This window comes from Zooshikella ganghwensis DSM 15267 (genome assembly GCF_000428585.1).
GTDB lineage: Bacteria > Pseudomonadota > Gammaproteobacteria > Pseudomonadales > Zooshikellaceae > Zooshikella > Zooshikella ganghwensis.
The window spans coordinates 37,459-59,996 of the sequence record NZ_AUAF01000019.1; the positions used below are offsets into that span (position 1 = coordinate 37,459).

At 40.1% G+C, this 22,538-nt stretch carries 18 protein-coding genes; 9 read left to right on the forward strand and 9 right to left on the reverse strand.

The window, feature by feature from the left end; genetic code table 11:
- Position 1: 1 nt before the first annotated feature.
- The 6 genes from xerC (at position 2) to F607_RS0106695 (ending at position 6,257) form a co-directional block, all read left to right on the forward strand.
- Positions 2-913 (forward strand): tyrosine recombinase XerC, encoded by a 912-nt coding sequence (gene xerC, locus F607_RS0106665; protein ID WP_027707470.1) that lies wholly within the window; start codon positions 2-4, stop codon positions 911-913.
- Positions 906-1,610 (forward strand): HAD family hydrolase, encoded by a 705-nt coding sequence (locus tag F607_RS0106670; RefSeq protein ID WP_051311016.1) that lies wholly within the window; start codon positions 906-908, stop codon positions 1,608-1,610. The genes xerC and F607_RS0106670 overlap by 8 nt, the downstream gene beginning before the upstream one ends.
- Positions 1,611-1,853: 243 nt before the next feature.
- Complete coding sequence (locus F607_RS0106675) at positions 1,854-2,558, forward strand: type 2 periplasmic-binding domain-containing protein (RefSeq protein WP_165773234.1); 705 nt, start codon at positions 1,854-1,856, stop codon at positions 2,556-2,558.
- Positions 2,559-2,834: 276 nt separating this feature from the next.
- On the forward strand, positions 2,835-4,634 hold the full coding sequence (dctP, locus tag F607_RS0106680) for a TRAP transporter substrate-binding protein DctP (protein ID WP_027707473.1): 1,800 nt from the start codon (positions 2,835-2,837) through the stop codon (positions 4,632-4,634).
- Between the two features lie 436 nt (positions 4,635-5,070).
- Positions 5,071-5,262: a helix-turn-helix domain-containing protein gene (locus F607_RS28450; protein WP_038290381.1), complete on the forward strand. Its 192-nt coding sequence runs from the start codon at positions 5,071-5,073 to the stop codon at positions 5,260-5,262.
- Positions 5,263-5,429: 167 nt separating this feature from the next.
- Positions 5,430-6,257 (forward strand): SDR family oxidoreductase, encoded by an 828-nt coding sequence (locus F607_RS0106695; RefSeq protein ID WP_027707474.1) that lies wholly within the window; start codon positions 5,430-5,432, stop codon positions 6,255-6,257.
- A 45-nt stretch (positions 6,258-6,302) separates the two neighbouring features.
- Here the strand turns inward: F607_RS0106695 and F607_RS0106700 are convergent, their stop codons facing one another.
- From F607_RS0106700 to F607_RS28455, 3 genes are all read right to left on the reverse strand, one after another.
- Positions 6,303-6,599: a hypothetical protein gene (locus F607_RS0106700; RefSeq protein WP_027707475.1), complete on the reverse strand. Its 297-nt coding sequence runs from the start codon at positions 6,597-6,599 to the stop codon at positions 6,303-6,305.
- 149 nt (positions 6,600-6,748) lie between these two features.
- Positions 6,749-7,759, reverse strand: coding sequence for an endonuclease/exonuclease/phosphatase family protein (locus F607_RS0106705; RefSeq protein ID WP_027707476.1), 1,011 nt, complete (start codon positions 7,757-7,759; stop codon positions 6,749-6,751).
- A gap of 94 nt (positions 7,760-7,853) precedes the next feature.
- Positions 7,854-8,510: a 2OG-Fe(II) oxygenase gene (locus F607_RS28455; RefSeq protein ID WP_051311019.1), complete on the reverse strand. Its 657-nt coding sequence runs from the start codon at positions 8,508-8,510 to the stop codon at positions 7,854-7,856.
- 611 nt (positions 8,511-9,121) lie between these two features.
- Between F607_RS28455 and F607_RS32575 the strand changes: the two genes are divergently transcribed.
- The 3 genes from F607_RS32575 (at position 9,122) to preA (ending at position 13,240) form a co-directional block, all read left to right on the forward strand.
- Positions 9,122-9,928, forward strand: coding sequence for a substrate-binding periplasmic protein (locus F607_RS32575; RefSeq protein WP_027707477.1), 807 nt, complete (start codon positions 9,122-9,124; stop codon positions 9,926-9,928).
- 674 nt (positions 9,929-10,602) lie between these two features.
- Complete coding sequence (locus F607_RS0106720) at positions 10,603-11,946, forward strand: NAD(P)-dependent oxidoreductase (RefSeq protein ID WP_230400373.1); 1,344 nt, start codon at positions 10,603-10,605, stop codon at positions 11,944-11,946.
- 4 nt (positions 11,947-11,950) lie between these two features.
- Positions 11,951-13,240, forward strand: a complete 1,290-nt coding sequence (preA, locus tag F607_RS0106725) for an NAD-dependent dihydropyrimidine dehydrogenase subunit PreA (RefSeq protein ID WP_027707479.1) — start codon at positions 11,951-11,953, stop codon at positions 13,238-13,240.
- Between the two features lie 375 nt (positions 13,241-13,615).
- Here preA and F607_RS33460 read toward each other — a convergent pair whose 3' ends face one another.
- The 6 genes from F607_RS33460 to F607_RS35755 form a co-directional block, all read right to left on the reverse strand.
- A complete protein-coding gene (locus F607_RS33460) occupies positions 13,616-13,819 on the reverse strand; it encodes a hypothetical protein (protein ID WP_157365393.1) in 204 nt (67 codons plus the stop codon).
- 16 nt (positions 13,820-13,835) lie between these two features.
- A complete protein-coding gene (locus F607_RS28465) occupies positions 13,836-14,579 on the reverse strand; it encodes an aminotransferase class I/II-fold pyridoxal phosphate-dependent enzyme (protein ID WP_084611141.1) in 744 nt (247 codons plus the stop codon).
- 414 nt (positions 14,580-14,993) lie between these two features.
- Positions 14,994-17,171, reverse strand: a complete 2,178-nt coding sequence (locus tag F607_RS0106735; protein ID WP_211233604.1) for a type I secretion system permease/ATPase — start codon at positions 17,169-17,171, stop codon at positions 14,994-14,996.
- Positions 17,172-17,174: 3 nt separating this feature from the next.
- A complete protein-coding gene (locus tag F607_RS0106740) occupies positions 17,175-18,563 on the reverse strand; it encodes an HlyD family type I secretion periplasmic adaptor subunit (protein ID WP_051311022.1) in 1,389 nt (462 codons plus the stop codon).
- Between the two features lie 271 nt (positions 18,564-18,834).
- Positions 18,835-20,994, reverse strand: a complete 2,160-nt coding sequence (locus F607_RS0106745) for a type I secretion system permease/ATPase (protein WP_027707482.1) — start codon at positions 20,992-20,994, stop codon at positions 18,835-18,837.
- Between the two features lie 369 nt (positions 20,995-21,363).
- Positions 21,364-22,538 (reverse strand): calcium-binding protein (locus tag F607_RS35755; protein ID WP_420864428.1); only part of this gene is annotated, 1,175 nt, incomplete at its 5' end.

Here is a 22,538-nt window from a genome sequence, read left to right on the forward strand (position 1 = left end):
CATGACTCGATTAGAGCTAATTATTAATCAGTTTTTAAATTACTTGCATGTTGAACGTCGTCTGGCCAAAAATACCCTGATTAGCTACCAGCGAGATTTACAACAACTGCTTGCTTTTATGCAAGATCGCCAGCTACACCAGTGGTCACAATTATCAACAGTACTGCTTCGTGAATTTCTACAATCTCAGCATCAACGAGGCTTAAATCCTCGGTCTATTCAGCGTCAGCTGGCGACGCTTCGGCGCTTTTGCAAACACCTTTATGTCAACCAACACCTGTCAACCAACATCACGCTTAATCTAAAAGCACCAAAAACTCAACGCAAGCTGCCTGAAACCCTATCCGTCGATCAGCTGGAACATTTGCTCTCCTCCCCTGATGATGATCCGCTACAGTACCGTGATCATGCAATACTAGAGCTGTTTTATTCTTCCGGATTACGCTTAAATGAGCTGGTTATGCTTGATATGGGTGATATCAACTTGACATCACGGCTAGTAAAAGTCCAAGGGAAAGGCAATAAAGAACGGTTGTTACCTGTAGGCAGTAAAGCTATCGAAAGCCTCCAATCATGGCTATCAATTCGTCCTCAACTAGCCAACCAGACATGTTCTGCTCTCTTTGTTTCACTGCGTGGAACACGCATTAGCTCACGACAAGTACAGTATAGGCTTGCTAAACTGGCTCGGGAAAAGTGCTTAAATACTAAGCTACATCCTCACATGTTAAGACATAGTTTCGCGACCCATATGCTTGAAGGTAGTAAAGACCTGCGTGCCGTGCAGGAATTACTAGGACACAAAGATATTTCTACCACACAAGTCTATACGCATATTGACTTTGAGTACCTCAGTAACGTATACGACAGTAGTCATCCTCGTTCCAAGCGTAGTAAAAAGAATTATGATTAAAGCTGTTACTTTCGACCTTGATGATACGCTTTGGGACAATCAACCTGTCATGGTTGAAGCTGAATCAGCCATGTACACTTGGCTACAGCAACACTGCAAACAGTTAACTGAACAATACTCGTTAGCACGACTTAAAAAACTAAAAGACGAGCTGTTAGCTGAAACCCCAGAATTGGCCCATGATGTCAGTGAACTACGACGTCATACTCTTGAACAAGCACTAATAGATTGTGGCTATGGCAGTGCTTCCAGAAAGCTTGCAGAGCAAGCCTTTGACCAGTTTTTAACCGCTCGACAACAAGTGACTTACTTCCCTCATACTGAGAGTACACTACAGCAACTAAGCCAACGATACAGCTTAGGCGTTATTACCAATGGTAACGCTGAAATATCTCAAATGAGTATCGGTCAATATTTCTCTTTTGCGATCAAAGCTGAGGACCTAAAAATCAGTAAGCCAGCCCCGATAATTTTTTCTAAAGCAGTCTCACTGGCAGGTGTTAAGCCTCATCAAATCGCCCATATAGGCGATCATCCTATTCATGACATACTGGGTGCCCACCAGGCTGGTTTTAAATCTGTTTGGTTTAATCCTCAACAAGATAATTGGGAATATCATGAGCATCAACCTGATGCCATAGCCCACAGCATACATGAAATTCCCGCTTTAATTGATAAGCTATCCAATAAAGAATAATGTGCACCGCTAAAAATACATTTTTTTGAGATCCCCCAAAAGGCTAACCTACTTTTAATACATCAACTTATACACCAACCTTAAAACCGCTATACTTATACCATCTGTATACCAAAGTCCTGTCTTATATACCACTTAAATCGGACTTTTATGTATAACGTTTTACTCAAAAAAGTGCTAATAAGCTTGGTAGTATGCTTTTCCATATCCCCTGGTTATGGTTCTGAAACCATAGATTTTGCTGTGGCTAATTGGCCGCCCTACTTTGATAAGGAAGCTCCAAATAAAGGAATAATGGCTCAACATTTAACGCAGATTTTTACAGACGCAAACCTTTCGTTTAATTTTATTTGGTACAGCACTTGGAAGGCTGCATTCAATAATGCAGCAGCTGCAAAAAACATCGCTAGTCCAGGCTGGATATGCAGTCCAAAGCGAGCAGAATTATTTTACTTTTCATACCCTATCTACAAACTGGATCATGTTTTCTTTCACTTAAAGTCAAAGCCAGTAACTATTAACAACGTATCTGACTTAAAAAAATATGAACCAATAGCAGTAACTGAAGCATACTACTATAGCAGTGAGTTTCAAGAAGCTGTAGACAAATATAAGCTCAAACTAAGTAAAGTACGCCTAGAAGAACTGACGTTTAATTTACTGCTTAAAAATAGAGCCGCTATTGCACCCATGTCGAAAAATAATGGTTTATCGCTTCTTGAAAAACACTTCACTCTTCCCCAGCGAGAGCAAATAACCTATAGTAAAAGCCCTTTTCCAGATAGCTATTTTCACATTATGATATCTAGAAAACACTCCAAAGCACTCCATATTTACCAGTTAATCAATAGCATATTGATTCATCACTCAACAAATAAAAAAATAGTAGGCGTAAATCTTAAAGTTAAAGATATCTGTCCTCAAGTTAATAACCCTGTATCGCAATAATTTAATTAGTGGGCAGTCAATTATTAAAAACACACTATATAGGGAAACCACATATTGTTAATAATATATCACCGATCGAGTACGAAAACTCATTTTAAAAAGTGGCCGGTTTTAGCTGAGCAGAACAACCCTTAAAACTGGCAACGTAAAACTTATATTTCTATATTTATAATAATTCAAATAATACTATGGAAACTGTAATCATCTAAAAATATTAATTATTTTCTATACAGAGCAGTTTCATTAAAAAATACAACATTTAACAAAGTAAAGAGAATGATTAAGCAAGATTTCCTTATTTGCATGTCTATAAACTTTATTATTTTTTATATATTGTGTTTTGCTTCTAATTTTACAAATGCAAGAGAAATAATAAATTTAGCCACATTCGAATCATGTCCCTATATATGTACTAATGGTAAGGAAAAAGGTTTTTTAGTTGACATTGTGGAATCAATATTTGATGAAGTTAATATTGAGGTAATGACTAAAGCATTACCCGCTAAGCGTGCGTTAAAGTTAGCAAGAAAAGGAAGTTTCCATGGAATAATTGGAATCCAACAACGACAAGCACCAGAGTTAACCTTTCCTACAGAGAGTATAGGTCAATATAGATATTTGATGTATGTAAGAGATGACGATAACTGGTTATTCACTGGTTTGAACTCATTATACGAACGAAAAATTGGTGTGCAGCTAGGTGTTTCATATGGAGTAGCGGATAGTTTTATTCAAAGATATGGTTATAGGGATGAAATAGTTAAGATATTATCTGGAAATAATATACCATTGAGAATGATAAAGATGTTGAAAACAGGTCGTATTAATATGTTTTTAGCAGATAAGAACGTTATAGATAGCTTAAGTGGTAAAACGCGCATAATTAATTTAAATGTAGCTGGCACTATTCCTCCCGATAATATTTATGTAGCATTTAACCATCATAAAGCTCAACAATATTCTGACTTTATATCAAATGGCATTACTAAGCTACGTGAGAATGGCTATCTTAATTCAATTTTAGCTCGTTACAATTTAAGCGACTGGAAAAATTGGAGGCCTGATTATCGTGACCCTTTTGCAGGAGACTATATTAATGATCTAGAAAAAAAATACTCTAATCCAAAGAAAGCAAAAACTAATCAAGCATTAATAACTTTTAAAAGCTCGGTTAATACTGATTATGGTTATTGGAAATACGCTGTTAAATTTAAAGAATTACTGGAACAATACTCTAATGGTAAACTGAGGGTTGAGTTAAGGTTTGGAGATTCTTCTGAGCATGATATTGTTATGGATATAGCTGAGGGTAATACGCAGATGGGTATGGTCGCAATCAATAACTTTACACCTTTTGCTCCATCAATAGGTTTTTTCTCTTTGCCATATATGTTTCCAACAAAGGATAGTGCAAAAAAAATAATACGCCATAAAAAAATGGAGGAGATTGCTCTTAGATCAGCCCTTGAATCAAACGTAAGACCTTTGAGTTTCTTTATTGGGGGCTATCGTTTATTGGCTAATAGTGAACGGCCTATTAAGCGCTCAGCCGATTTGCGAGGACTAAAGATCAGAGTACCTCAAAACCAATTTATGGTGGAAACATTCAGATCATGGGGAATAGAGCCTTATCCCTTACCTTGGCCAGAAGTATACCCGGCTTTAGAGGCTAAACTTATTAATGGTCAAGAGAACCCAATGAATATAATGTTTTCAGGCATTAAAAAAGATAGGGAAGTATGGGAGATTTTAAAATACGTCACTAATATTCGTTATTTCCTGTTTACGGCACCACACCTTATATCTGAAAACTTTTATCAAAGTTTAACTAAAGAAAGTAAGATCTTTGTGAAAAAAGCCGCTATGGAGGCAGAGGAATATATATGGGATATAATGAGCAAAGAGGAACAACAGCTTATAGATCTTGCAAAAAGTAAAGGCATGATATTTATCTCTCCCGAGAATGAAACAGGAGATTGGGAATTTAAGGCAAAAGAGATCTGGTCAAAGTTCTATTTCCGCGCAGGTGGAGAAGAACTAGTTAACAGTGTTAATAGAATTATTAATCAGGAATAATTATTTTGACAATGTCCTCCTGGAGATCATACCTGAAAGGGATTTTTTTTATCGGATAGGCGTCGCCTGTCACCCGGTGATGCCCTCCTATGAACTGTATGTGCAATTTTCCTGCATATAGCTCAAGCAACCCCATGCCACTCTCATAAATAATGCTAGCGTCTTCAACCTCTTCTTTCGAAAGGCTAGCTGCATCATTATTTTTTTAAAGCACTGGCTAGAACTGTTTTAGGGAGTACGCTGCTCATGACTAGTATTCGCAAGAAATTCAGATTTATACTGACTAGGTCCCTCAAGCTGTTTTGCTTTTTCTTCAAGCTTTGCTTTTTATAAAACGCAGCATCAACTAACAAGTGCAAATCAACAATATCTAGGATGAGAAGGACTATCTGCTATACTAATCAGCTTTTCTTTTCCAACAAGACTGGAGCTGCTAATGACTAAGACTTACAGGCTGATGGCCCTAAAAGAACGATACCAAATTTCAGCTTACTTAGCAGCTGGTTTTACCCGTTCAGCAATCACTGAAAAACTTGGGCCCGATAAAAGTAGTATTTCCAGAGAAATAAATCGTAATATACGCTTACGAGGTTATTACCCCAAACAAGCACCCATGAAAAAGCTATAGAATGTCATCAACTGGCTTGTAAAGCGGTTAAAATAACTCCAGAGCTAATCAATTTAGTTGAAACTAAAATTTGCAAAGAGTGAAGCCCAGAACAAAGATCAGGTTGGCTATTGGTTCCGCATAACCTAAAACTGAGCTATTAGGGCACCTCTAAAGGTCATTAGGCTATGTCTCAAAAAACAATTCTTATCACAGGATGTTCGTCAGGGATTGGGCAACACGCTGCTCAGTCTCTGCAGCAACGAGGGTATCGTGTTTTCGCAACGGCAAGAAAACAAGTAGATGTTGACTCACTCAATCAAAAAGGACTGGAAAGTATACAACTCGATCTGGATAGCCAAAGTTCAATTGAGCAAGCACTTGAGGAAATTCTACAACGAACAAACGGTACTCTAGACTTTTTATTCAATAATGGTGCTTATGGCCAACCTGGAGCCATTGAAGATTTACCAACAGAAGTATTGCGTCAACAGTTTGAATCGAATGTCTTTGGCTGGCATCACCTCACGAGAAAAGTGCTTAAGGTGATGCGTCAACAAGGCCATGGCAGAATTGTTCAAAACAGTTCCGTTTTGGGGTTTGTGTGTATGCCTTATCGAGGCGCTTATAATGCTTCGAAATTCGCAATTGAAGGATTAACAGATACACTTCGTCTTGAATTGAAAGACTCGCCTATTAAGATTTCACTGATTGAGCCAGGACCAATCATTTCTCAGTTTCGAGCTAATGCTGCAGCAAAGTTCAAGCAAAACATTGATTGGCAAACGAGTGTACACGTTGAGAATTATAAAGCTCAGCTTGAGCGTCTAGAGAAAGCTGAAGGAACGACACCATTTACGTTAGGCCCTGAGAAGGTGACAGCAAAGCTGATACATGCTTTAGAAAGCAAAAAACCAAAAGCTCGTTACCGGGTAACTTTTCCAACATATCTATTTGCCTTGTTAAAAAGGCTATTAACCACTCAAGCACTGGACCGATTATTAGTTAAAGGGTAAAGCTTTGAGAATCCATACCAACCATATGCTGGTTTTAGAAAACATTTATTCACGAAGGGTATAGTATTTTGCTAGTGTTCTATCAGCACTTGGTACCATTGCATGGGTATTATGCCGAAATGTATCGTACAGCTCTTTACGGTGACATTTCACCGTAACAACACAACTAGAGCACTGGTGGCTATCAGATAAGTTCCATTCAAGTAGCGACACCGTATAATCTTTCCCTTCAAAGCGAACAATATCTTCCTTCGCAGGTAATGCTGTTAGCTCAACAACAAACGGCTTTTGATAACTTTCTGGGTTCTGACGGCTGGCAAAAAAATCAAAGGCAACTTTCATGGTCAGGCTCCTCTAGCCTTTTATCTGCCACCAACATAAGCCATCTTAATGAAAGATAAATGTCATACAAGTTACAAATGCAAGACATTTTAAGTCTATCTAAATCAATAAGTTATATAATTTACCCACAGGTCTGTGAGCACACTTCCTTAATCAGCGACTTTATTTAATGCCTCTAGCTCAGAACCTTTATCCACCAAGTGAAGTTTAGTCACAATTGGTGAGTGATCTGAGCCAATATGACCAACAACTTCCATTGAAATAATCTCGATATTTTCACTATGCAGTACATGATCAATGGGTATCTGTAACAGTGGCAGAGGAGCAGGCCATGTCGGCAGAATGCCAATACCTTGTCTCGCATTTTTAAGCTTTGCCTGCTTCATCAAACGTGTAAAAACAGGGGACCAAGGGGTTGTATTTAAATCCCCCACCAACAGGTAGGGTGCAGCAACACTCTGAAAAAACTTTGCAGTTGCTTCAATCTGAAAGTCTCTTAACAAAGAATAGGAAACACTCACCGGCGGCAAGGGGTGTGTCGTGAACACTGAAAGCTCGCCTTGCTGTGTTTGAACAGAAACAAATATACTGGGTATTCCGGTATTACTGAGCTGTACTGTTTGCTTATTGTTAAATGGAAAACGGCTGAGTAAGGCAATACCAAAATTACCTTCCTCAGGTTTAGTTATTTGGTATGGATAGTCTTTAATGCCATCTTCAATGCCTTTTAACCATGCCTCAGTGACTTCCTGCAATACAACAATATCAGGTTGATAATCTGACAGCTGTTGTACCAGTTTTTGGTACTGAGTATTGGATGACAGTACATTCGCATGATAAATGACTATAGACTTTTTCTTTTTGCCAGTTGACTTTGGGGAGGATTCTAACGCACTAGAAACTAACATTGATGGCGGCAGGTAAAGCATTGGTACTTGCCAGTTTAGCCCGAGAACAAGCAAAGCTAATACCGCAGGAAACAACCGGCAAGTTACGAGTAGCAATAAAAGTACTATGATAGCACTATAAAAATAAAATGCTCGAAAGTGTGTTAATAACTCCAGCCACCAATGACTACTTCCCCAGTACGCTAATACAGAGCAAAAGGTTGCACTAAGTAATACCAAAAAAATTAGTTTATCTACAACTTTTTTAATCATCTATGCTTACATTATTCCCAAAATAATTTACCCACCGTGTTAGGTATAAGCTACCGATTATAATTCGTGGGTAACTCTTCACTTATGTTACAGCTCACAATCCAAGACTTTTTTCTGCCACGGACTGCCGTCGGAACCAACCCGCAATACTCATGCGTGATCTCAAAGAAGGTAGGACCTCATGAGGAATTTCACAGCTCATAAAGCAAACACAGGTACCTATTTCTGGCAACACCGTTTTCACGACTTTAGAGCTTTTTACCGAGTATAGTTTTAAAGCCCCCCCATCCGCCTCAAGCCAACCACTATTCAAATAAAAAACAATACTGACGACTCTGCTCTCATGCCTATTAAAGGCATCCAGATGACGCTTGTAAAAGCTTCCTTTGTCGTAAATAGCATAATGGCATTCAACTTCATCCAGACCAAGCCAGAGATTTTGATTCAACTTAAGCCTGAATACATCTAGCAAACTTAGTAATGCCATCTGTGTTGGTGATCGTCCATCAAGCCATAATGTTCTATCACTGCGAATTGATTGATCAAGCACCTTTTGGTTATGGCGCCCAATCGCAGCAGGCATTAACAATTGTTTATTATCAAAATAATTAATCTCGTCAACCAAACCTTGCAATAATACACTGGGTAAAGCATTTTGTTGAACGGACCATCCTTGTTTAACCAAATCCTCTGTCACTAAAGTAAATAACCTTTCTTGAGAGAAGGATTGAATAGCTGGGCTGCACTCCATATTAATTACACCTCAAAGTATCTATATACTCATTGTGTTATGAAACACCTATGCAATATAAGCAATACCAAGCTTTTGTCAATTTATACCCTTCACGAATCATTTTTATGTGCGCTATCCATAGCGCTCACCCTAACGGGCCAGCGAAGCTGTTCTAATGTGTTCCTGACACATTAGTAGGGTTTGTTGTCCTCGCTCTTGAACACTAAGAATGGTGTAAATGCAGTTTATGCATAATGGCATGGATGTTATATAGTAGAGCAATGCAGGAGCTATTGCCGAGGAGCGTTTAACTGCCACCTCAGTCACTTATTAATATATGCTTCTGGGGCTTCTTCGCTTGATGGCCCAGCTAGCACTTTTGATTTCAATTAGTGCTGCTATCGCTAGCTTCACAGTAGTAAGCCAGCCCCCTAAAAGTCCTTCGTTTTGGGTATATATTTAAGGAGTGATCAGTTTCATTTAATGATCAATAAGCTTACCTAATAGATCAGCAAGTTGGACCTTTGCCAGTTTTTCCATTATCTACAATACAGCTATAATACTACATAATTTCGTTTTATATTTTTATACGAATATATACCCAATACGTCGCCTTTTGAGGAGGTATTATGTTTTCTTATCGCATTAAAAATACCTCTTTATACATATATTTTTCAGTTTTTATATTAACAATCATATTAGTTTATCCAAGCATCAGCCAAGGGAAAACATTACCGATTATTTTCGCCACCTTCCCCCCTATGAATTACTTAGATGACGACGGTGAAATCAAAGGGATCAGTTATGAACTGGTAACCCAGACAGTAGAAGCCATTGGCTACACCCCAGAAGTAACCATATTACCTTGGAAACGTGCTTATAAAGAAGCAGCTGAAGGCAACTTTGCTATTCTTTTTACTTTTACGCAAAACGAGGCTCGCATAAAGCAGTTCTTATTTACTGACTATCTGATAAAAATTGCGGATGTGTTTTTTAAACGGAAGGAACTGGATATAACCTGGAATGAAATCACAGACTTAAAAAGTTACGTTATCGGTTATACTGACGGTTATAACTATGCACCGGTTTTCCTTGAGGCCATCCGCAATAAATCATTTGTTGCTCGAAAGTCACCCGCCTTAGAAACGCCAGAAAAACAGCATTTAAAGAATTTATTCAACAAACGTGTTGATCTCATTATTTGTGAAATACACCAATGTAAATTTTATTTAGGTCAAAATAAGAAGTGGAAAAATGTTATTGACTATATCCCTAAGCCTATTGGTAAAGTAAGAACATTTCATGCAGGAATTAGCAGAGCTTGGCCTAATGCTGAAGAGCTACTTAACCAGTTTAATCGCGAGTATCAAAAGATAAAACAGTCAGGTCTTCGAAAAAAAATTGTGCTTAAATACATCGACAAAGAGTTCGAGTAATATACCTACAACTAATCCCTGGAGGTCAAGAGTGATGATCTCTATACCCTACAGGGTACAACTAACCCTAATAATGAGCAGGGAGCATATTAGAACAATTTCGCAGGACCGTTTGGGTAAGCGCCATGAATAGCACGAGTAAAATCAACTCGCGAAGGGTATATAGCAATTCATCAAACATATGATTACAAGTAATAATATTATATCTTAGGGAAGATACAGTTGAACCTTAATATCTATTCATTTTAGAATTTTCCCTTGGGAACTTGTTTATACCGCCAAGCACATCAAAATAAGTAGATAGTCACCATTATATGCCCAAAACGAAGGGTTTTTAGGAGGATGGCAGTTAAATGCTCCCGCATAAACTGCATTCCCACCATCCTGGGTGGTCAAGAGCGCTGACAACAAACCCTACTAATGTGTCGGGAACACATTAGAACAGCTTCGCTGGCCCGTTAGGGTGAGCGCTATGGATAGCGCACATAAAAATGATTCGTGAAGGGTATACAAGGAGTCGTTGAGTTTTATATTAGATAGTTTATAGCGTCAGCACTCATAATACCCAGACAACTCTGTATAAAATGTTCAGTCTTTGCTCAAGGCATACTTTATTTTCTACTATACCTAGATCTGTACGCCATACGCAATAACTCCCAAAAATAATATCTTTATTGCTTGATCAATATGGGGATTACATGCGACAAAAAATTAACTTCTCAAACACAGTTACTGATAATAATTATTATTTTGATGATATTGAGCCGCCTTTGACCAATAAAGAAGCTATGGAAGAAGCATCTCGTTGTCTTTACTGTTATAACGCACCCTGCATAACCGCATGTCCAACCCATATTAACATCCCTAACTTCATTAGAAAAATAAGTACAAATAATCTACAAGGCGCAGCAGAATCCATTTTAGAAGAAAATATATTTGGAGGTAGTTGTGCTCGAGTATGCCCAACCGAAATTTTATGTGAGCATGCTTGTGTCAGAAATACTCATCCAGAGTCAAACCCTGTAAAAATAGGGCTATTACAACGGCATGCTATTGATAACCTACAAGGGGAATATCCCTTTACACGTAAAAGCGATACCAATAAAAAGATTGCAATTATAGGTGCTGGGCCTACTGGTATTTCCTGTGCTCATAAGTTAGCTCAACTTGGTCATAGTATCGATATTTTTGAAAAAGAAAGCAAAGTAGGTGGCTTAAATGAATATGGTATTGCCGCCTATAAACTGGTAGACAATTACTCAGAATTGGAAATTAATAAGATACTTGCAATAGGAAACATCAATGTCTTTACAAAAAAGACATTAGGTGAAAACTTTTTTTTGGATGATTTACTGGACCAATATCATGCAGTTTTTATAGCTATTGGACTAGCTAAGTCAAAAAAACTAAATATACCTGGCGAGTTACAGCCAAACGTTTTAGATGCAACATGCTTCATTCACACTATTCGTCAGCATCAAGTTCAACAGAATTTAAATGGTAAATCTGCAATCGTCATTGGCGGTGGAAATACTGCAGTTGATGTGACAGTACAATTAAAAAAACTTGGTGCAGGTAAAGTTACATTAGCCTATCGGCGTGGACATCAACACATGTCTGCTACTCTTAAAGAACAACAACTTGCTCAGCTACATGATGTTCACAAAGAAACTTGGTTTAACCCTGTCAAAATCGCTCCATTAACAAACAAAAAGTTAGCGGTTACTTTTGATATTCATATTCCAGAAACACCCAAAGAAACAGTTACCTTAACGGCTGATTACGTATTTAAAGCGATTGGTCAAAATCTATCTACACAACCTCTTTTTAAAAACAACCAAAACATTTTATCAGTTCAGCAATATAGAATAGCCGTTAATGATAACTACCAAACTTCACTACCAGGTGTTTTTGCAGGAGGTGATTGTATCTCTAAGGGGCAGGATCTTACCGTATATGCAGTACAACAAGGTAAGGAAGCAGCAGAAAATATTCACGCTTATATTACAGGAAATTAATTAAATGAGTATTTTAGCTAGTAACTTTGCAGGAATCTCTTCACCTAACCCCTTTTGGCTCGCCTCTGCACCTCCTACTGACAAAGCCTATAATATTAACCTCGCCTTTGAAGCTGGTTGGGGAGGCGCTGTTTGGAAAACTTTGGGTGAAGACCCTCACCCTGTCAATGTTTCATCACGCTACTCAGCTCATCACGATATGTACGGTAATCTGATTGGCATTAATAATATTGAGTTAATTTCTGACCGACCACTTGCCACTAATCTCTCAGAAATCCGTGCTATAAAACGTAAGTGGCCTGATCGTGCTATTGTTGTTTCTATAATGGTACCCTGCAAAGAAGAAGCATGGCGCACAATGCTGAGAAAAGTTGAAGATACTGGTGCAGATGGAATAGAGCTAAATTTTGGCTGTCCTCATGGTATGCCTGAACGAGGAATGGGCTCTGCTGTTGGCCAAGTACCTGAACTCGTAGAGCAAGTCACAGCGTGGTGTAAGCATTACACCCGTATGCCCGTGATAGTTAAGTTGACGCCCAATATCACAAACATTTTACAGCCTGCTCATGCCGCCCTGCGAGGAGGTGCTGATGCTGTTTCACTCATAAATACCATAAATTCAATTACTGGGATCAACTTAGATACATTTGAGGCTCGGCCAAATGTTGATGGTTATACTACAAGTGGGGGTTACTGTGGACCTGCAGTAAAGCCTATTGCGTTAAATATGGTTAGCCAAATAGCAAGAAATCTGGATACCCAAGGGCTACCAATATCAGGCATTGGTGGAATTACAACCTGGCATGATGCCGCTGAGTTTATGGTCCTTGGTGCCCACAATGTGCAAATTTGTACTGCTGCAATGATCTATGGTTTTTCTATTATCGACGAACTAACTGATGGTTTAACACAATGGATGAGAAATAAAGGCTATCAAGCGCTAAGTGATTTTATTGGCATAGCGGTCCCACATATTACCGACTGGAAATATTTAAACTTGAACTATAAGACTATTGCCAATATTAACCCTGACGCTTGTATTGGCTGTGGTCGTTGTTATGCAGCCTGTGAGGATACATCCCACCAGGCTATTCAACCCTCAATATATAAAAACCAAAAAATATACTCTATTATTGAAGAAAAGTGTGTTGGCTGTAACTTATGCGAAATGGTATGTCCAGAACATGATTGTATTACTATGATAGCGCAAGAGAATAAAAAGCCTTACTTAAACTGGACACAACATCCAAATAATCTAATGTGTGAAAAAAAAATTGAAAAGGTCACAGCTTAATAAAAGTAGAGTACTCTAAAAGCTATGTTTTTATGTTGACCAAGAGCGCTGCACTGCTGGCCTTTGTATATAACAAATACTTATAGATCTAAGTACAGCGCTCATTCAATCATCAAAAGAACTTACTATAAATTTTCTTCTAATAAATCATCTCATCTTCATTAATTTCGTGTATTCCATAATTGAAGAAGATACTGTTTACAGCAGTGTCGTTTTGTGAAGATCAGTTGCGATATCTTTCAGAGCAGGCAGTAAAGTATCAAGTGCACGAACATGTCCGTTTACTACTATGTGAGCTATAGCATTCTCAACCGTCAAATGGTACTTTCTCCAAATAGCTTCACTAGGCTTAGGGAAAACGACTATATTTGAAAATTAATTTCTCCATGCAGGAACACCAAGTTCATTAAGAACGTTAGTCGCTTGAGAGGCAATTTCTAAACAAAGCTTTATTCGATTTTGATGTTCTTCAAAAGAAACTGATTTGACTGCATACCACATCAACAAAGGTGTTAAACCATTGCGTGATCCACTAATGGTTAGATCTAAGGAATCGATATATTCGACTCTTGATGTCATTGCACGCAGGTGACTTTCAAATGTAATAAATAAGCCCACAAGGGATTGGACTACCCAACACTTTATGTCCTGATAAACTTAATGAGTCTAAGCCTTTATCAAAAAAACCCTCTTGATACTCAGATACAAAGGGCAAAATAAAACCACCTAGTGCTGCATCTGCATGAATATGCACCCTATCTCGACTTAATTTCAAGTCATTAATAATTGTATTTATCTTGCTTAGAGAGTCATATGCACCTACCATGGTAGAGCCAAAGTTAAGCACAATTATGATTGAGTTTCTCTGGTGATCTTTAATCGCCCTAGTTAAGCTTTCGTAATCTATTTCCCCTTGTGTATTTACAGCTATTTTTCGAATAGACAAACTTAAAATTTTGGCGATTTTATCAATGGAGTAGTGAACAGCTTTACTGCAAAGTAAGATAGGATTATCTAGTCTTTCGCGTGCCATATACAAGGCTTGCAGATTCCCTTCTGTGCCCCCGTTAGTTGTATACCCCCAACCTAAGTCCAAAGGAAGGTTAAAAAGTATACTAAACCACTCAACGACCTCTCTTTCAAAAGAAAAACTATTAATAAGGTAATTGCCGACACTCATACAATTACCAGCATTATTAATTGAATAACTTAAAAATGTGGAAAGTGAACCATAGTCATAATCTGTTGAACAGGGATATCCATAAATATGTTCTTTATGTGCTTTACATGTCTTTTTAAACAACTCTAGCTTTTCAGCGTCAATTTTTGATAACGCCATAACTACAATCCATGAACTTCCAGCTAATAGAGAGGCCCATATTATGCATCAGTATTTCTAATGCTGTCACCTATACCCAATACGTATATTTTTTAAGTGCAGCCATCGAGTGACAAAGCCCCATGAGCTTATATTAATTGGTGATTGGGGCGAGGAGTGAAGATAACAAAACCTAGAAATCATTTGTGAAGGGTATATACTCTCCTTATCAATTTCATGCACATGATCAATAGCTCTTCCGCTAACAGATCTGCAAAGCTGTTAAACACCTGATCTCAACTACCTTATCCTATCAGCTATATACCAATAATCAGGACCAGAGAGATCAGAGGGTCAACAAAGGAAATAAGAGCTATATTATTGTAATTCATTCACTAATATATAAATAATACAGCTAATGCTCGATAACTCATCCTATTTTTTTCCAGTTTGTAAACTCCATAGCTGGCTGTAGCGTCCTTCCAAGTCAATTAATTGTTGATGAAGGCCCTGCTCAAGAATCTGCCCTTTTTCCAGAACAATAATATTATCGCACTGTTGTAGTGTATTAAGACGATGAGCAATCATTATCAGCGTTCTGCCTTTGGCAATCTCAGGGAGTTGCGCCAGAATGACACTCTCTGACTCGTAGTCTAAAGCACTTGTGGCTTCATCAAAAATGAGGATACTTGGATTCGTAATCAGTGCTCTTGCGATTGCGATACGCTGACGCTGACCACCGGATAAGCTACCTCCACGCTCACCTACAGGTGTCTCATATCCCTGAGCCAGCTGCATGATAAAATCATGAGCGCCTGCCAACTTAGCGGCATGAATCACTTCTTCTTCCGTAGCTTCAGGGTAAGCTAAAGTAATATTATCTTTTACTGAGCCATTAAATAAAAAGCTCTCTTGCAATACGACACCTGTTTTCTGGCGAATCACAACAGGGTCAGTGACGGCTAAATCCATACCATCAATCAGCACTTGGCCACTTTCCGGAACGTACAAACGTTGTACTAATTTGGTGATGGTGCTTTTACCTGACCCTGAAAGCCCAGTAATACCAATCATTTCACCAGCATTAATGGATAAATCCAAGCGACGCAGCACTTCAGGCCCATTATCCTGATAACGGAATGTAACTTTTCTAAGCTCAATATCGCCTTTAATCGCAGGCGGTGTTGACTTACCACTGCCGACTGCTTCAACAGGTGCATTTAGGATATCCCCAACTCGACGTAGCGATACGCCTGTCTGTTGAAAGTCTTGCCAAATCTGAGCCAATCGTAAAATAGGCATGGTGACATGGCCTGCCAGCATATTGAAAGCCACCAAGCCACCCACTGATAAATCACCGGTCATTACCAAGTCAACACCAAACCATAAGGTCAGTGCTGCTGTAATTTTTTGAATCAAACCAATACCTTGTCCAGCCCAAATGCCCAGTGTTGCGGCCTTAAACGATGTTTTTACATAAGCTGATAATTTATCTTCCCAGTGACGACAAAATTGCTGTTCTGTCGCTGAGGTTTTTATCGTTTCAATACCTGTTACTGCTTCAGTTAAAAATGCAGTATTTGTGGCATTTTTTTCAAACGTGCGCTGAACCCGATCGCGCATCACGGGAGTGATACAAAGCCAAAATAATGAGTACAAAACCAAGGAACCGACGACGATCCAGGCCAGTAGGTAGGCATAGGAAAATAATAGTGCTAAGAAAATACCAATAAAAAATAAATCCAGAACAAAGGTTAGTGCTGAGCCTGTCAGGAAACTACGGATTTGGTCCATTTCCCGAACACGAGCAATAATTTCTCCGGTTTGTCTTTGCTTAAAATAATTGAGCGGTAACCCTAACAAATGCTGATAAAGCCGGGAGCTTAACTCTGAGTTAATTCGACTCGCCGCATGAGAAAATAACCAGGAACGCAAAAGACCAAATAAAGGATCAAAAACAGCTAACACCAAAATAGCAAAAGCAAATACTTCTAAGCTGGCCAAACTTCGGCTGACTAAAACTTTATCAATAACCCCCTGAAAAAGGAGCGGTGTCACAATGGCAAACAACTGAATAAATAGCGAGACAAAAATAACGTTACGAAACTGCGGCCAAAACTTTTTAATTGACGGGATAAACCAACTATAACCAAAAGGTTTTTGCTGATTATTCCCTGTTTCTTCTTGACGTGAAAATAAAATCCATTCTTCAGGCCAGTCGCGCTTTAACTCATCCAATGATTGGTGCCAAGATTGTTGGGTTTTACCGCAAAACCCGTAAACAACACCGTCTTCACATTGTTCTATCACATAAAAGCTGTCACCTATCTTTGCCATTACCGGCAATGGTGTCAGCTCAATCCGATCTGGTTTAACCAACACTTGCTGGGTACGTAAACCCAGTCGTTGAGCACAACGAGCAACATCTAATGCCTCATAAACCGTATGATATTTGCCATGCCGGTGAACCACTTGTAAAGGATCAACCGCAATATCAAACAGTTTACCAAGTTGAACCAAACAATAGATGGCACTATCAAGTGGCTGGGTATTGTCATTAAGCTTTCCATTACCTTCAGCCATATGACGGGGCAATGCAGCGTCCATATTCATCGTTTAACGCTCCCGTAACGCTTCTGACTGATATTCTTGTAAGGGGCTTAATAAATATTCAATCACCCGGCGATCGCCTGTTTTAATTTCAGCCGTAATACTCATACCAGCCCCAAGCTTAATCTCTTCACCATCCACATTGATAACGTCTTTTTCCATTTCAATACGAGCCGGGAAAACTAAACCAAGCTGCTCATGCTCAACGGCATCGCGTGACACATGCTTAATGGTGCCCGCAATTGTTCCATATTTTGTGTAAGGAAAACTATCAATTTTTATTTCTACCGATTGCCCAGCTACCACAAAACCAATGTCTTTATTTAAAACCAGTGCTTCAGCTTCCAACAATGCATTTTCAGGCACAATAACCAATAATTGCTGTGCAGGACTGACAACACCACCAATGGTATGAATTTCCAATTGCTGGACAACACCATTAACAGAAGCTTTTAACGTTTGTAGACGATTTTTTTCAATCGCTTTAATACGTTCCTGAGCGTATTCTGCCACCCGCTTTTGCGCTTCATTTAATTCCTGACGATCCTCACGTGACCACTGCCGTATAGTTTGCTTGCGTCGATCTTTGATTGTCACTGCAGCTGCTTCAAGCTCTTTAACTTTATTGCGTAAAACTTCCAACTCGCTGCGTAATGACAGTGTTTCCTCTTCAAGCTCCAGCATCTGTAACCGAGGAAATGCATCCCGCTCCACCAATTTACGCTGTGCTGCCAAACGCTTTTCTTTAGTGCTTAATACTTTGCTTTGGCTAATAATTTCTGCTTTGGTTGAAGTTAACTGAGCCGCACTTTGACTCAGTTCACTATCAATGGTTTCCAGCGCCGCTTCTCGCTCATCCACCTGACTTTGTAATAAATGCCGAGCCTGCTGAACATAGTGCTCTGGTGCATTTATTTCAGGTTTAAATGAGTCTACTGGATTTTCCTGCCGCAATGCCTGCCAACGCGCAATATCCACCTTGGCAAACTGCAGTTGTTCCGTAAGGCGTTTTACATCGGCAGCAGCACCTGTCGGGTTAAGTTCAATCAGTACATCACCTTTTTTGACAAACTGTCCATCCTGAACATGAATACCAATGACTTCAGCCGTTTCAATGGGCTGAATAACTTTAGTACGGCTGCTGACAATTAATTTACCAGTAGCACTGGCGATAATGTCGATACGGCCAAGAATGGACCACGCCAGCGCAATAATCACTAAAGCACAAATACCGAGTAAAAATGCACGTCCATAAGGGGTAGGTGGACGCTCTGTTACCTCTAAATAAGCCGGCAAGAAATCATATTCATGGGCTTTTCGTTTTTCCGGTTTAGGTTCTTTACGCTGCTGTCGCCATGCAGAAAGTGCGACTTTTAAATGCTGTTTAATACTCACTTTACTACTCCAGAAGGACGCCACTTTTACCCTTCATGTATAAAATCCAATTGCTATGGGTATACCCGTTTTATACCCTTCACGAATCATTTTTAGGGTTTGTTGTCTGCGCTCTTGACCACCAAGGATGGTGGGAATGCAGTTTATGCAGGAGCATTTAACTGCCACCCCAGTCACTTATTAATATAAGCTCCGGGGGCTTCATCACTTGACGGCCGCCCCTAAAAACCCTTCGTTTTGGGTATATTTCAGCTAAAAACAGCACTACGCGCTAAGCCGTAATACTATTTTCTTGTTCCATATTTTCCTGTTGGGCCCACAGGCGGGCATATAGTCCATCTTGAGCCAATAGCTGTTCATGCTGGCCCATTTCCACAATTTGTCCATCTGCAAGTGCAATTATGCGGTGACACTCTCTTACTGTAGATAAACGATGCGCAATCACGATCACAGTACGACCACGACAAATGTCGCGCATATTTCGTTGAATAATTTCTTGGGAAACATCATCCAGTGCACTGGTAGCCTCATCAAAAATGAGCAAGGCAGGGTCTGTTAATAATGCTCTGGCTATGGCAATACGTTGCCGTTGTCCACCGGATAATGAGCTTCCCCCTTCCGCAATAATGGTGTCGTAACCATCTGGTAGCTCTAACACAAAATCATGCGCACCGGCCAATTTGGCCGCAGCAATAATTTCATCTAACGGTGCGGCAGGGTTTGATAAAGCAATATTATCCCGGACAGAACGATTAAAGAGATAGTTTTCCTGTAAAACCACCCCAATCTGTTGACGCAGACTCGATGGCTCAAGCTGTGCGACATTTGCCCCATCAATAAAAATATCACCTTGCTGTGGCAAATATAAACGCTGAATAAGTTTAGTTAATGTGCTTTTCCCTGAACCTGACGGACCCACAACCCCAATAATCTCTCCAGGCTTAATCATTAAATTAATACCTTTTAATACTGGAGGTAAATCAGGGCGATAACTAAACATCAAGTTTTGTATTAACACCGAGCCTTTTACACGTTGCACTAAATCCTTTTGGCCTTGTTGCTGCTCCATCGGAGTATTCAGTACATCCCCCAACCGGTCAACAGATACTCTAGCCTGCACAAACTGCTGCCATAACTCAGCTAAACGAATCACAGGCTGGCTGACATGATTCGCCATCATATTAAATGCAATTAATTGACCTATAGATAATTCGAGATTAATGACCATCCTGGCACCAAACCAAAGCACCAATGCCATCGTGACTTTTTGTATTAACATTACGCCATGTGAAGTAAAACTTTGTAACTGTTGGGTACGATAGTTTGCATCAACAAAGTCTTGCGTCTGACCTTCCCAGCGCTGCTGCATTTGTGGTTCAACCGCTAGGCTTTTAACCGTTTCAGCCCCTGATACCGTTTCAGTTAAAAAAGCATTATTTAGCGCACCGTACTGAAATTGTTCTTCAATGCGCTTTTGCATGGGGTTAGTGACTAAATAGGAAAGCAATAAATAAATGGGCACTGAAGCTAACACTATCCCCGTTAAAAATGGCGAGTAATAATACATCACTGCAAAAAATACGAAGGTAAACGCTAAATCTACAATAAGCGTCATACCAGCCCCAGTAATGAACTCGCGGACTGTGGATAACTCCCGAATACGCATAACCGTAACACCCACACTGCGTGCTTTAAAATACAGCAGGGGGAGACGCATTAAATGATTAAATAATTTCGAGCCTAGATGAATATCAATACGATTGGTGGTATGAGCAAATATGTATTCTCTTAAGCCTTTTAATACAACCTCCAAAATACCCACAACAATTAAAGCAATGACTAATACATCCAGCGTGGATCGGCTCTGATGGACCAATACCTTATCCATCACCACCTGAAAGCCTAGTGGGGCTAATAAAGCTAACGTCTGTAGAAAAACCGAGGCCAGAAGGACTTCGCCTAAAAGGCGTCTAAAGCGAACAAACTCAGGAATGAACCAGGTTATATCAAACCGCCGAGTTGCTCCCGCCTGACGTTTTTCACCTGACACTGAAATTATTTTCCCAGCCCATATCTCAGCTAACTTATCCACTGGAATTATTTCTGGTTGGGGTTTATCAGGATGTTGAATTAATGCCTTACCATCAGCAATTTTAGCCAGTACAAAATACTCGCCGTCCTTCGAGGCAAAGGCTAATGGCAGTTGATCTTGAGAAAGTTTTTTATACTCACACTTAGCCACTTTAACTTTCAATTTTAACGCTTTGGCAAATGCTTTTGCCGCTGTTTCTAAGCGTTGTTTTTGAAACTGTTGTTTAAGTTCATTGGCTTGTTCGGTGTCAGTTATTTCCTGAAATAACAAACCCAGTGTGGTTATACAGCCTAGTGCTGTACTAACGTCCCGCGGTAGCGAGGTTGATTGCTCAGTCATTGACTACCTTATTTAACTGCAAACTGATCCTTCACGAGTACTTTTAAAATCTCGCTGAAGATAAAAACCATCACTGCTTACTATGTAAATCTATTTTCCTTAATACCAAAACAATTCCTTTGTTATACCCTTCTTTATGGGCATGCATACCGTTGGTAAGACCCAAATAAAGTGATTTACCAATTCAAAACACATTGAAAAATGTGGTAGCTTCCAAGCTGCTTTTGTGATTTAAGGCAGAGCATAATACCGAAGTAAATGAGACAGCACCAGCCGTTGCTTATACCCTTTCAGGTAGTGTCCCACCACAAACTTCAATACTTGTGGTGGGATAAAGCTCAACGACCAGTACTACTCTTTTTTATCGCTTTACTGATGCGATGAAGTTAATACCAAGCGATCATTTGAAGTAACCAATGTGCCTGATGCTGCTTCACCAGCCCCCCCATCGGTCATACTCGCCATGGCATTAATTAAACCATCAATATTGCTGGCAGGCTGGACATCCGCTGCGGCAACAGATGCACCACCTGCTGGCAATGCTGTCAGCATACCTTCAAGCCGAGATGAGGGAATGGCATAGCCACCATCACCGGGTTGGATGTAACTGATGGCTTTATCACCACCGGTAAAGTGTCCAGTCACAGTCAGTTTTTGCTGCAGGTCGTTATCCACCAACATCACCAGATCGTCACCATTGCGGTGATAGCTGATTCGCTCACGGTCAATATCGATAAAGAACACCCAGTCAGTACCGCCCCCGGTGTTATCGATGATGTCCTGACCACCTTGGGCATGGTAATAGTAGTGATCATCACCCACGCCACCTTTTAAGGTATCGTTACCGGCAAAGCCGGCCAGCACATCGTTACCGGCACCGCCGATCAGGGTATCGTTACCATCATCCCCATTCATCCGACCATTACCGCCCTGGATAAAGTCGTCACCGTCGCCACCCAACAGGATGTCATCACCGCCCATACCAAACAACGTATCATCACCGGCTAGACCACGGATCAGGTTGCGGTTGTTACGGCCAACCAGCTGTTCACCCTGTGCCGTACCCACCACTTCGGTGTCATAGCGACTGGGATCAATCACATCATCTGAACCGTTGTCATTGCCACCGTTATCGGTCTCACCTGAGCCTGTATCACCAGTACCATTGTCAGTGCCGGTATCACCGCCATTGTCGGTACCACCGCTGGTATCACCATCGCCAGTCCCCGTATCACCACCTGCAGGTAACTCAGTCAGCAGGCTTTCAATGCGGGATGCTGGGATCGCATAGCCACCATCACCCGGTTGGATATAGCTAATCGCCAGATCACCACCAGTAAAGTGTCCGGTAACCGTGAGTTTCTGCTGCAGATCGTTATCGACCAACATCACCAGATCATCACCATCGCGGTGATAGCTGATGCGATCACGCCCCACATCATTGAAGAACACCCAGTCGTTACCACCACCGGTGTTATCAATCACATCCTGCCCACTGTTGGCAAAGAAGTAGTAATGGTCATCACCTTCACCACCGATCAGGG

Excerpts from the sequence above, each read along its gene's own strand:
- xerC (WP_027707470.1), top strand. The coding sequence starts at position 2 with ATGACTCGATTAGAGCTAATTATTAATCAGTTTTTAAATTACTTGCAT.
- F607_RS0106670 (WP_051311016.1), top strand. The coding sequence starts at position 906 with ATGATTAAAGCTGTTACTTTCGACCTTGATGATACGCTTTGGGACAAT.
- dctP (WP_027707473.1), top strand. The coding sequence starts at position 2,835 with ATGATTAAGCAAGATTTCCTTATTTGCATGTCTATAAACTTTATTATT.
- F607_RS28450 (WP_038290381.1), top strand. The coding sequence starts at position 5,071 with ATGACTAAGACTTACAGGCTGATGGCCCTAAAAGAACGATACCAAATT.
- F607_RS0106695 (WP_027707474.1), top strand. The coding sequence starts at position 5,430 with ATGTCTCAAAAAACAATTCTTATCACAGGATGTTCGTCAGGGATTGGG.
- F607_RS0106700 (WP_027707475.1), bottom strand. The coding sequence starts at position 6,599 with ATGAAAGTTGCCTTTGATTTTTTTGCCAGCCGTCAGAACCCAGAAAGT.
- F607_RS0106705 (WP_027707476.1), bottom strand. The coding sequence starts at position 7,759 with ATGATTAAAAAAGTTGTAGATAAACTAATTTTTTTGGTATTACTTAGT.
- F607_RS28455 (WP_051311019.1), bottom strand. The coding sequence starts at position 8,510 with ATGGAGTGCAGCCCAGCTATTCAATCCTTCTCTCAAGAAAGGTTATTT.
- F607_RS32575 (WP_027707477.1), top strand. The coding sequence starts at position 9,122 with ATGTTTTCTTATCGCATTAAAAATACCTCTTTATACATATATTTTTCA.
- preA (WP_027707479.1), top strand. The coding sequence starts at position 11,951 with ATGAGTATTTTAGCTAGTAACTTTGCAGGAATCTCTTCACCTAACCCC.
- F607_RS33460 (WP_157365393.1), bottom strand. The coding sequence starts at position 13,819 with ATGACATCAAGAGTCGAATATATCGATTCCTTAGATCTAACCATTAGT.
- F607_RS28465 (WP_084611141.1), bottom strand. The coding sequence starts at position 14,579 with ATGGCGTTATCAAAAATTGACGCTGAAAAGCTAGAGTTGTTTAAAAAG.
- F607_RS0106735 (WP_211233604.1), bottom strand. The coding sequence starts at position 17,171 with ATGAATATGGACGCTGCATTGCCCCGTCATATGGCTGAAGGTAATGGA.
- F607_RS0106745 (WP_027707482.1), bottom strand. The coding sequence starts at position 20,994 with ATGACTGAGCAATCAACCTCGCTACCGCGGGACGTTAGTACAGCACTA.